Origin of the sequence: Flavobacterium sp. Arc3, from assembly GCF_041431375.1 — a bacterium.
Classification (GTDB): domain Bacteria; phylum Bacteroidota; class Bacteroidia; order Flavobacteriales; family Flavobacteriaceae; genus Flavobacterium.
This window is the reverse complement of sequence record NZ_JASMRI010000028.1, coordinates 1-11,838: the sequence shown is the minus strand read 5'-3', so window position 1 is coordinate 11,838 and position 11,838 is coordinate 1. Positions and strand designations below refer to the sequence as shown.

At 31.0% G+C, this 11,838-nt stretch carries 8 protein-coding genes and 1 pseudogene; 6 read left to right on the top strand and 3 right to left on the bottom strand.

Annotation, left to right across the window (positions count from 1 at the left end):
- The first annotated feature begins 27 nt into the window (after nt 1-27).
- The 6 genes from QO200_RS16650 (at nt 28) to QO200_RS16625 (ending at nt 10,651) form a co-directional block, all read left to right on the top strand.
- Nucleotides 28-1,905, top strand: a complete 1,878-nt coding sequence (locus QO200_RS16650; protein WP_371542374.1) for a polysaccharide biosynthesis/export family protein — start codon at nt 28-30, stop codon at nt 1,903-1,905.
- Nucleotides 1,906-1,910: 5 nt separating this feature from the next.
- Nucleotides 1,911-4,292, top strand: a complete 2,382-nt coding sequence (locus tag QO200_RS16645) for a GumC family protein (RefSeq protein WP_371542371.1) — start codon at nt 1,911-1,913, stop codon at nt 4,290-4,292.
- A 416-nt stretch (nt 4,293-4,708) separates the two neighbouring features.
- On the top strand, nt 4,709-7,534 hold the full coding sequence (locus QO200_RS16640) for a T9SS type A sorting domain-containing protein (protein WP_371542369.1): 2,826 nt from the start codon (nt 4,709-4,711) through the stop codon (nt 7,532-7,534).
- Between the two features lie 9 nt (nt 7,535-7,543).
- Entirely contained in the window at nt 7,544-7,771 is a 228-nt protein-coding gene (locus tag QO200_RS16635; RefSeq protein ID WP_371542366.1) for a hypothetical protein, read from the top strand.
- Nucleotides 7,772-7,964: 193 nt separating this feature from the next.
- Nucleotides 7,965-9,194, top strand: coding sequence for an IS4 family transposase (locus QO200_RS16630; protein ID WP_371542363.1), 1,230 nt, complete (start codon nt 7,965-7,967; stop codon nt 9,192-9,194).
- A 188-nt stretch (nt 9,195-9,382) separates the two neighbouring features.
- Entirely contained in the window at nt 9,383-10,651 is a 1,269-nt protein-coding gene (locus QO200_RS16625) for an OmpA family protein (protein ID WP_371542360.1), read from the top strand.
- 85 nt (nt 10,652-10,736) lie between these two features.
- Here QO200_RS16625 and QO200_RS16620 read toward each other — a convergent pair.
- The 3 genes and pseudogenes from QO200_RS16620 to QO200_RS16610 form a co-directional block, all read right to left on the bottom strand.
- Nucleotides 10,737-11,005: pseudogene (locus QO200_RS16620) on the bottom strand (transposase); the annotation flags it as partial.
- Between the two features lie 33 nt (nt 11,006-11,038).
- Nucleotides 11,039-11,248, bottom strand: a complete 210-nt coding sequence (locus tag QO200_RS16615; RefSeq protein ID WP_371542357.1) for an IS3 family transposase — start codon at nt 11,246-11,248, stop codon at nt 11,039-11,041.
- A gap of 378 nt (nt 11,249-11,626) precedes the next feature.
- The coding region (locus QO200_RS16610; RefSeq protein WP_371542354.1) for a hypothetical protein at nt 11,627-11,838 on the bottom strand (212 nt) is incomplete at its 5' end.

The window sequence follows — 11,838 nt, the reverse complement described above, 5'->3', positions numbered from 1 at the left end:
TACTTTTACAACTTAAATTAAACTACAGTGGAAGATACGATAAAACATTTTTTTCTAACCTCAATTTTTTCATCAGATAACATGTACTTGTTTTTCTTTATTATTGCGTGGGCAATCAGTTATGTTAGTTTTCCGGTGATTATAAATATTTCTAACGTTAAAGGGTTAATTGCTGCGCCATGCGATAGAAGTTCTCATACTACAAAAACTCCTAATCTAGGCGGAGTTGGTATTTTTATGGGGTTTATATTAGCATTTACAAGTTTTGGGTCCTTGTTTGATATTGGTGCAAACTACAATTTGATTGGTTCTCTTGTAGTTCTATTCTTCTTAGGTTTAAAAGATGATATTTTAATTTTATCTGCAAGAATAAAATTTATAGTTCAGTTTGGAGTAGGCTTGATAATAACCTTAAACTCGAACGTTGCAATAAATAACCTATATGGTTTTTTTGACATCTATCAAATTGGTTTGGTTCCTGCTATCGCACTAACAACCTTTGTTTATGTTTTAATCATTAATTCATACAATCTTATTGATGGAATTGACGGATTAGCAGGAACAATAGCTATTTGTTTTCTTAGTGTTAGTAGCATTTTGTTTTACAATTCTCATGCAATCACGCTGCTCATCATTTCTTTAACATTAATGGGTTCGACAATCGCTTTTTTGCAATTCAACTTTTCTAAGAGAAAGAAAATTTTTATGGGCGATACAGGCTCTATGATTGTTGGTTTTTTAATCTCTTTTTTAGTAATCAATATTCTTAATTTAAAGGAAATAAATTTTGGACTTTTTTCATATACTACAAATCCCGTTTTATTAATAGCATTACTATTCTATCCGCTTGTAGATACGGCACGTATATTTTTTGTTAGGCTTTTTATTTTGAAAAAAAGTCCTTTTAGTGCTGATAAAAATCATATTCATCATAGGTTAGTAGCTTTGGGTTTTAAGCATAGTCAAATTTCTGTTTTTGTAGGATTGGTTACGGTTGTATTAGCTTTTGTTAGTATACTGATGATAAATGAAACCATATATTTTCAATTGTTTAGTATCATATTTGTAGGGACATTACTATTGTCGCTCCCTCTTATTTTTGACAAAATGAAATCGATGACTTTTAATTTTTTAGGGGATGCTATTTTACCATTTGTTATAGTACTGTCTATGGTTCTTATGCAATCTTGTGCATCAAAAAAAGACGTTTTGTATTTACTTGATAATACCACTGCCGCTATTAGCGATAATAAAATTATTGATCAAAAAATTGAATCCAATGATATTTTATCGATTAAGATTTATTCATTAGACCCTGAGTCTTCCAAAATTTATAATATTGATTTACTCGAAAACAGTGCAAGCGTAAATAGTGTTGAAATTATTAAACTTAAAAGTTATTTAGTAACTGATCAAGGGGATGTAATAATGCCTGTGTTAGGGTCCATAAAGGTAAACAACAAAACGACTATAGAGTTAGAAGTATTTCTCAAAAAAAAATTGGTAGATGAAGGCCATTTAAAAGAACCTATTGTTGCTGTTAGAATTTTAAACTCCAAAGTAACCGTTTTAGGTGAAGTTAGATCGCCAGGAATGTATACTTTTTCTGAGAAAAACCTAACACTTTTTCAAGCTATTGGTCTAGCTGGGGATCTTACAATAAATGGTAAACGAAAAGACGTTATGCTAATACGAAATGATAACAATACTAAAACCATTTATCATATAGATTTAACCACTAAAAGCTGGATGGATACGGAGCTGTATTACATAAAACAAAATGATGTAATTATAGTAAGTCCAAATGAGGCTAAAATTAAATCTTCTGGAATTATTGGTAATGCAGGAACATTTGTCTCAGTTATCTCCCTTTTACTCACTTCATTTTTACTAATAAAAAAATAATACCCTTGAACAATAAATTTGAAGATCAATTCGACCTTAAGAAAGAAATATTTAGTTATCTATCTTACTGGAAATATTTTTTGCTTAGTGCAGCAATTGCTTTATTTGTAGCCTATTCTTATTTACGTTATACTAGTCCTATATATTCTGTAGAATCTAAAATCAAGATTCTTGAAGAAAACAACAAAGGATTGAAACTCCCGTCAGAGCTATTGGGTATGATGGCAAGTAGAAGTGGTATAAATCTCGAAAATGAAATAGAGACGATGAAATCGCGACGGTTATTTGGTCCTGTAGTTTCACAGTTAAACCTTATGACTTCTTATAGTAGCATCGGAAAAATTAGAGATTCTCAACTTTGGAATGCACCATTAAAAGTAGTTGCTGTAGTCGCAGATGATAAATTATTTAGTCCTATTAATTTATCTATTATATTAAACAAAGACGGTTACCTTATCAAGCAGACAAATAAGAAAGATATTTTTTTAAGTGGTGCCTATGCTAAAACTAAAATTAATAATGTCGAAATTACTATTGAACCAAATTTAAATTCCAAGAAGACATTAGGTACTACAGAGTTAAAAGTAAATATAGTACCATTTAGACAGGCATTAGAATCGTTAATAGGTAAAATAATTATTGGCAATGTTGGGAAAGAAAGTGAAATACTTTCTATAAAAGTTCAGGATGTAAATACCGATCGAGGTATTGCTATAATAGATAAAATAGTCGAAGTCTTTAATCAAGACGGAATAAATGACCGAAGGCTAGTTAATAAAAAAACAGTTGATTTTATTGACGAACGTTTCAAAAATTTAAAATTTGAATTAGATAGTATTGAAAATCATAAAAGAGATTTTAAAAAAGCTAATGACATCAGTTATTTAGAAGCCGATGCGACGATTGATATTTCAAGAAAGGCAAAGTCTGACGAAACTTTATTTAAGATTGAAACGCAAATACAATTATCTAAAATATTAAAAGAGGCACTAAATAGTGCTAAATATTCTATTTTACCTGCAAATATAGGTCTTGATAATGCTATAATTAATAATTTAATAAATGAATACAACACACTAGTTTTACAAAGAGAAAGATTGATAAAAACTGCTGGAAATGAAAATCCTGTTCTGAATGGATTGGATTCACAAATTAGTGCTTTAAAAAATAATATCAATGAATCGATGTTTACCTATAGTAAGCAGTTAAAAGTTAGTTTATCACAGCAGCAATTTGATTTTTCGAAATCTTCGGACATGGTTTTAGAAATTCCATCAAATGAGAAAATACTTAGAAGTATAGACAGACAACAACAGATTAAAGAAAATTTATATTTGTTATTACTTCAAAAAAGAGAAGAATCAGCAATAGCTTATGCTGTAACAGCTCCTTCGATTAAAATTATTGAATATGCCAATGCAAGTTTAGGACCTATAGCACCTAAAAGAAATATAACGTTATTGGTGGCACTATTTCTAGGTTTAGCTATTCCGTTTGGTATTATTTTTATTTATAATTTGCTAGATACTAAAGTTAAGGGTGTTAACGATCAGGTTTTTAGAAATTCCGTGATTCCAGTCATAGCTGAGATTCCATTTTTTAAAGATTTTAAATTGTTTAGAGACAAAAATGACCGTTCTGTTCACTCTGAAATTTTTAGAATTTTATCTTCTAATGTAAACTTTTCGTTGCCATTAAAAGAAAATAATGTAGGTCAGGTAATTTTGGTAACTTCCTCTATTATGAGCGAAGGCAAAACATTTATTGCAACGAACTTAAGTCTTGCTTTTGCTAGCTACAACAAAAAAGTTTTGCTAGTAGGTGCAGATATGCGTAAACCTAAGCTCCATCTTTCTTTGAATATGGATACAATTAAGGAGGGACTGTCTACCTATCTGTATAATAAAAATAGTGCATGGAAAGACGTGGTCGTAGCTAACAATCCTTATAATGAAAACTTGGATATAATGTTTTCAGGAAGTATTCCTCTAAATCCTTCGAATATTATTTCAAACGGTAGGTTTGAAGAATTGATAAATGAGGCCAAAAAAGAGTACGATTATATTATAATAGATTCTGCACCTACCATATATGTTAATGATACTTTTTTGATTGCAGATAATGCTGACTTGACTTTATATATAGCTTTACAAAGCTATACAGAAAAAGAGTTAATAGCGTACGCTGATACTTTAAGGGAGAGTACAAAGCTTAAAAATATGGCTTTTATATTAAATGGAATTCAACAAAAAGTCGGTTACGGTTATAAATATTCATATAATTATGGATATGGATATGGTGAAAATAATGAATCAAATAATAGAGAAAATTTCTTCAAAAATATAGTTCGATTTATAAAATCCAGTTTGCAGAATAAAAGCAGTTGAAAAGTAGGAGGGTAGTTTCTTTTGTTGAATTAATTAATTTATTAAAATATAAGTAAACAAAATAAGTTAAAGCATTAAAAGATAATGAAATAGGTAGATAACCACTTCAATATGTATATATATATATATATATATATTAATGGTTGTGGCCTATTGTTGTAGATTTAAATTTCTGAAAATATTAAATGCAGACACAATTAAAAGCACAGTTATAACCCCAAAACGCCAGTTATTACATGAGGTAAAGTTGATTATCTTTTTGTCTTAATTTCGTTACAACTTACTCAGTTATTGAATTGATTTCAATATTCTTTATTTTTTCTAATAAATAGAAAATTTTTAAAATTTAACGATTTCAGCATTATTTTAATTATCAAATTTTATAAAATAGTCTAATATTTAAATAAAAAGAGCGAATGAAAAAATTGTACACTTTATTTTTTACTTTATTGTTATGTAGTTCTAATATTTTGCTAGCAGCTACTTATACAAGTGCGTCCAGTGGAAATTGGAATAGCTCGTCAACATGGTCACCAAGTGGTGTTCCGACTACAGGAGATAGTGTCAATATTGGTAATCATACTATTACCGTTACATCAAATGCAGGTTGTGCCTCCATTACTACATTGTCAGGGACTTTACTAGCTAATTTAGTAATAAATAGCGGTGTTAAATTAACTTTAAGTGGTAGTTTTTCAGTAAGACCTAGCAATACAGCCAACAACGATACCTATATATCTGGAGGAGGTAGTCTTGAAGTTTTAAATGTAGTAATTGGTCTTGATGCGATAAATAATACGTATCCCACTATTACAAGATCAACGACGCTTTACGTTGATGGTCTTACATTGTTTAAAATTAAAGGTAATATTATTTCAACTACACCAGTAAATACAACTCCTGTTGCTTATAATGAGTCAAGGCTAAGACATCGTTCAGGGGTGATAGATCTTGATGGTACTTTAACTGTGCCTACTGTAAGTCCAGGGCCTGCTGCCTTAGGGTATAGGACGGATAATGATAATCAAGGAGCAAGTTTTATAATTTTCAGGAATACGGACCCAACAATTCCTACAGATGTTCAAAAAGCACCTAGTTTTACTGGAGGTAGTGTAGAATATAGATCTACAGCAACTACTAATTATACACTTCCGAGTTTAGCGTATAAAGACCTGATTCTAAATTCTAATAGAACCTTTACTTCTGGTGGTTCAAGCACTTCAATAGTTACAGGTGGAAGTATGAATTTGAAATTGGGGGTCCTTTCTTCGTCAGCAGCAAATCAGTTGAGACTGAACAATGGTTCTACAATATATAGGTCGGTTGGTAGTTTTGCTTCTGGTACTAATTCCCGATTGAGATTGGCTACTATATCAGTACAATATAACGTTGTATATGAGCAGAATTCTATTCCGACAGTTATAAATGATTACCCAGCGTATTACCCAGGGAGTAATGTGTTAAATTCTATAAAGACAGTTTATGTTAATTCAACTAATGGAGTTGTTCTAAACACGAACACGATCGCAGTAGAAAATTTGGTTATAAATGCAAGTTGTACTATAAGTGGTACGGGAAACGTATATATAACAGATGTTTTGGATATTCCAAATGGTTCGGCTGTAACGTTTCCGGATAATTTTGTTCATTTAAAATCTTCTGAAACGAAAACTGCACGAGTGGCTGCGTTACCCGCAGGTACCGTGATTAATGGAAAAATTTGGGTCGAACGATACTTGCCAAATAACAATAGAAGTTGGAGGCTTTTGACCGCTCCGGTGAAAGGTAGTACGGTGAATTCAGTTTGGGAAAATTGGCAAAATAATGGTGCATATACTGGACTTGATCGTGGTGTAGATCTGTGGAGCCCTGAAGGAACTTTAACTGCTGAAGATACAGGCTCTACATTACAAGTAAGCTCTATTGGAAACGGTTTAACCTATATTAGCAATTCAAGTTACAATTTACGAAAATTCGATAATTCCTTAGGTACTTGGTCAAATGTAACAAACACTTTGTCTCAACCTCTGTTTACAGCTACAATGAATCAAGGGTTTTTGTTGTTTGCTTCAAATTCATTTTTATTATCTAGTAATTTAGGAGGTATTGCAAATACGGGAAGTTCGCAAGCGGTGCTTAGTGCTTCTGGAACGCTGAATATTGGTGATATAACTTATAATAGTATTGCATCCAATAAATTTTATTTAATTGGTAATCCTTATGCTAGTCCGATCGATTTTAAAACAGTTTTAGCAGAGCCAGGAAACACAGGAATTAATAAACTTTGGGTAATCGACCCAACAATTGGGTATGGAAGTTATGTCACTTGGGATGCTATAGCAGGTTATAGCAATGCGGGTACCGTTTTTAGTGGTAGTACTATTTTGCAATCAGGACAAGCGTTCTTTGTTAGGTCATCATCAGCAACAACCTCATTAACTATTAAAGAATCTCATAAAAGTAGTGCCGAATCTAATACGACTATAAATAAGATGACTTCGACTAAAATTAACGGAGCATCTGCTTTATTTAGAGTGCTTTTAGAAAAACAAGTTGATGATGTTTATTCCAATAGGGACGGCTGTGTCGCTGCTTTTTATGATGGTGGTACTAATGGTTTAGATACTAATGATGGTAGAAAAATAAGTAACCCAAGCGAAAATTTAGCTTTATTTACTAATAATTTTTCATTGTCAATTGAACATAGAGCGTCAATAGTGGATAATGATTATTTAACGTTGCGCTTGACAGATGCGGTTGTAGGAATTAATTACAAGCTAAAATTATATGCTACTGATTTTCGATACTTGGGAAATGCCTATTTAAAGGACTTATTTACAGGTACGAAAACGAAGTTACCATTAGATGAATCGGTGTTTGAATATGCGTTTCAAGTAACTAGCGATGCACAAAGTACAGGAAATCGTTTTGAAATTGTATTTCAGCAGGGATCATCATTAAACATAGCAGACTTAGCCACAACAAATTTTAGTATATATCCAAATCCTGCTAATAGTCATGATTCTATTATGGTACTATTTCATGAAGGAGCGTCATCAAATAATTATTCTTATAAAATTTATAATACTGTAGGACAAATGGCTTATGAAGGGAATTTTTCAACTGCTAGGGCTAGCGAATTATTAAAGCTTGATGGTAAATTAGCTGCTGGACTGTATTTTGTTGAAATACGCAATATGAATAATAATGAACGATTTACTAAAAAATTAATTATTAAATAAAAATCAGTTATGAATTATAAAAAGTTGATTTTAATGTATTCCGTTTTACTCTCTAGTGTCTGTTTTTCGCAAGGTTGGGATCCAGATCCAGATCCAGGTTTTGGTGGTGGGGATGGTGATCCAGCTACAGAACCATTGGAATTGCCAATTGATAGTATTGAGATTCCATTATTAATTACTGGATTTATAGTGGGTATAATAGTGATTAGGAAAAAGAAAAAAACAATATCATTATAATTAGAGGGCTTTAAATAACTAATTCAGTCAGTATAAGTAGAGATAGTTATATTGTAAGTGCTGATTTTACTTGAGCTATTTTACAAAAAGGTACGGAATATTAAAATAAATCATTGTTGTCCGATAAAAAAAGAAGCCAAATTAATGGCTTCTTAAAATAATCGTAATTTAGAGTTGCAAAATTCAAATAACGATGGGTAAAAATAAGTATTTTTCGACTAAGTCTGTTTTCGGACAGCTAATTTCTTTAATAGATGATTCAATGATTCAGAAAGCTGTTGAGAAATATAATTCAGACCGATATGTAAAACGCTTCAAGAGTCAAGATCATTTATTTAGTGTGATATTTTGTTGCATAGAAAAGTGCAACTCTTTACGAGAAGTATCTGGGGGAATGCTTGGTTTGTCAGGTAAAGAAGAAACTGTTAGAATCAACTCTCTTCCCAAAAAGAGTACTTTGGCGGATGCCAACAAGGGGCGTAAGGTTGAGTTTTTTGAAGAAATTTATAATAATTTACTTCAGAAATATAGCTTCGTTTTATCGGACAGTCGAATTAAAGAAGCTTTGAAGAAGAATGTTAAGATTGTAGATAGCACCACAATAAGCTTGTTTAAAGATATATTAAAATGTGTTGGCAGAAAGTCTGTTGACGGAAAAAGTAAAGGAGGAATCAAATCGCATAGTGTGATAAATGCCGATGAAAAAGTACCCAGTTTAGTTTGGTTCACATCAGCCACAACGCATGATCATCAGTTTTTGAAAAAACTAAAATGCGATGAACATACCGTTTATATATTTGACAAAGGATACAATGATTACAAAGCTTTTGAGCATTTTACAAATCAAAAAACTGGTTTTGTAACGAGAATAAAAGAGAATGCAAAATTTGAAGTAACACAAAAAAATGACATTCCAGGGAAAATTCACAGCGGTGTTTTATCGGACGAAATCATTGAAGTTGAAGTCAATAAAGAAGGCTTAAAAACCACTTTGAAATTAAGAAAAATAAAGTACTATGACAGAGAACACAAAAGAAGCTTTGAGTTTATTAGTAATTTGTTTGACTTTAGAGCAGACACAATAGCTGCACTTTATAAAATACGTTGGCAGATAGAGCTTTTGTTCAAACAAATTAAGCAAAATTTTCCACTAAAATATTTTTTAGGAGACAATGAAAACGCTATTAAAATCCAAATTTACTGTGTTCTAATAGTAAATCTATTGCTAGGCGTGGTAAAGAAAAGCTTGAAACGACAATGGTCTTTCTCGAATTTAGTTAGTTTTTGTAGAATTCATTTATTCAATTACATTCACTTAACTAAATTTTTAGAAAGTCCGGAAAAAGACTGGGAATTAAATATTCAAAGCTATGGTCAATTAGGTTTGTTTGATGATTATTTAGCAACCGGATTAATTCGATAAAACAAACCAAAAATTATATTTTTAAGTACATCGAATTCTCAAGAAAGTAGTAGAAAACAAGCTGAACTAGGTTAAAACCTTGTTAAGCCTTGAAAAATAAAGAAAAAATAACGTTCCGATTATTTTTATCGGACAACAATGAAAATAAATATAAATAGGAAGACATGAAGAAAATAATTATTTTTTGTTTGATTGGATTTACATGTATTAATGGAGTGGTCCAAGCTCAACAAGAAAAATCTCCTGTATCGAAGAATCAAACTGGTGTAGTAGAGGATGGTATAAATTCAAAAATAAAAGAGATAAATTTTAATCGTTGGTCGTTAAGTATAAATGGTGGTTTTAATGTTCCTGTGGGGCCTTTTACTAAAGGATACTATTCTGCTGCGACAAACTATATTAACCATGCTAATTTCAATCATTTAGACATAAATGTTCGAAAAATGTTCAATACAAAATTTGGTTTGATGTGGGGTTTAGGTTATGATTCATTTTCTAATGTTGGTCGCAGTATACCATTTAATAATAATATGTATAGCACAAGTTTACAAGGAGTAGTAAATGTTCATCGTGCGCTAAACTGGGAGAAGTTTACGAATACTTTCGGATTACAACTGCATTTTGGATCTAGCTTTAGTTTTTTAGATAGTCACTTAATCCGTGCCGAAACGAGTACATATAAGGATAAAGCTTTGGCATTTGACAATATTTATGGAGTGATTAGTGGTGCTACTGTAATTATAAAAGTGTCAGATCGTCTAGCTTTTAATGTTGATTATAGTATGATGAAGAATTTTTCACATAATTTAAATCTTGACGGAAGAACAGAAGTGGATCTCGGTTCTAATAGAACAGGTGTTATTCATAATACTACGGCAGGTATCACATTTTACCTAGGAAATAAAGACAAGCATGCTGACTGGTATTGGGAAAGGAAGGTAGATTGTTATGAAGAATTACTTACAAGAATTAATACGTTAGAAAGTAAGCTAAAAGATTCTAATAATGATGGTATCCCTGACGGAATGGAGACTGTAATAAAAGCTAAATTTGATAATCTACAAAATGTTAATAATGCAATTTCTGGAGACGTAAATTTCACCAAAGTAGAGGCTCGAAATATGATTAATTCGCAATATGTAAATGTGTTTTTTGATTTTGATGAGAGTAGAATTTCAACTGGAACTATATCAGCGATAAATTTTTTAATTAAATATCTTAATGATAATCCAACAGCGAAAGTTGATGTGATAGGTTATGCTGATGAACTAGGAAATACTGATTATAATTTTCGTTTATCTGAAACAAGAGCAAAAAATGTAGCTGAAATGATTATCAGATCAGGTATTGATGCTAGTAGATTGACAGTAATAACTAAGGGTGAAGACAACTCAGTTCCAAAAGAATCTAGTATAGCACGACAATTAGTTAGAAGGGTTGTCTTTAAAGTAAATTAAGTAAGATTGTAAATTGACTGAAAATAAAATTATTATTTGACACTTTCCCATAAAGTGTGTAACTTAAAAAGTTAAGGCTTCTATTTTATAATCGGAGCCTTTTTTCAAATATAAGGGTAAATTGGTTTAAAACAATTTACCAATTTCGAATAGGCATCGTCGATTTTATGGTTGATTTTCGGATTATACCATTATGATTTTTAATTAAATTTGTGGTGTAAATTATTTTTCGGTTTTCATTTGGGAAGTCAAAAAACACCGTCAATTCATCGCATAAGAGTATTTAGCATCCAATTTATCAGCAAAATCATTTAAATCTAGTTATGCAATTTGTTTGTTTGGAGCGTTATAAATATGTGGATATGCAAATAAAATCTACAATATAAGCTAAGCTACATTTTTGTAATTAATTTGATTGTTAAATTCTTCAATAATTGCATAGGTCAAAGCAGAAAGTCTCCTTTTTCTGTTGTACCAAATTACAATGTATTCAAAGATTTCCAGTTTCATTTGTTCTTTAGAAATCAGTTTGTTCTCACAACTCAATTCAACGGCTTTTTCTTTAAAAGCTTTGTCATAAATTTTGCGGAGTTTCACATGCTAAAATTAAGATTATTTCTTAGCTTTCTGTGAAGGGTAAGTTAGCATGTCCAATAAATAGATACTGAATTTATTGCTACACGAGATTAAAATTCAAATTTTCTTTTCTAGGGATACTCCCTTCTCTAATCTCATCGAACTTTTGGTGCCAGTTATAGAATTTTGGTGCTGTTATTCTAATTTTATTGCGAGTTTTGATATGTTTTATTAAATGGGCCTTGCGAATTCTAAAATGAACAGAAGATCTATATGGTAAAAAGTGAAACGTTTACGTAGTTGCCAATATAACTGGTTAAAATTATTCTATTTAAAATCATCGTAAATTTAGGGCAACAAAATTCATTTTGATTTCTAAATTGGGTTAAGAAAATGCTTCTAGGATTCGAATATAGAATCAAACGATTTACTCCCGCAGTATCTGCTAAAAGCAGTTTTTTTATTTTTTGTAAAAAGAGGGGCTATAAAGTGCAAATTCCAATGATATTGACCACCCAATTCCAATTTAAAGTAACCACCTGATTCCAATTCAAAATGACCACCTAATTCCGGAGCAAACTGACCACCTCCATTTTCAATAAAAACTACTT

What these genes read in the sequence shown, in the direction of transcription:
- QO200_RS16635 (WP_371542366.1), top strand. Translation starts at nt 7,544, where the DNA reads ATGAATTATAAAAAGTTGATTTTAATGTATTCCGTTTTACTCTCTAGT.
- QO200_RS16630 (WP_371542363.1), top strand. Translation starts at nt 7,965, where the DNA reads ATGGGTAAAAATAAGTATTTTTCGACTAAGTCTGTTTTCGGACAGCTA.
- QO200_RS16640 (WP_371542369.1), top strand. Translation starts at nt 4,709, where the DNA reads ATGAAAAAATTGTACACTTTATTTTTTACTTTATTGTTATGTAGTTCT.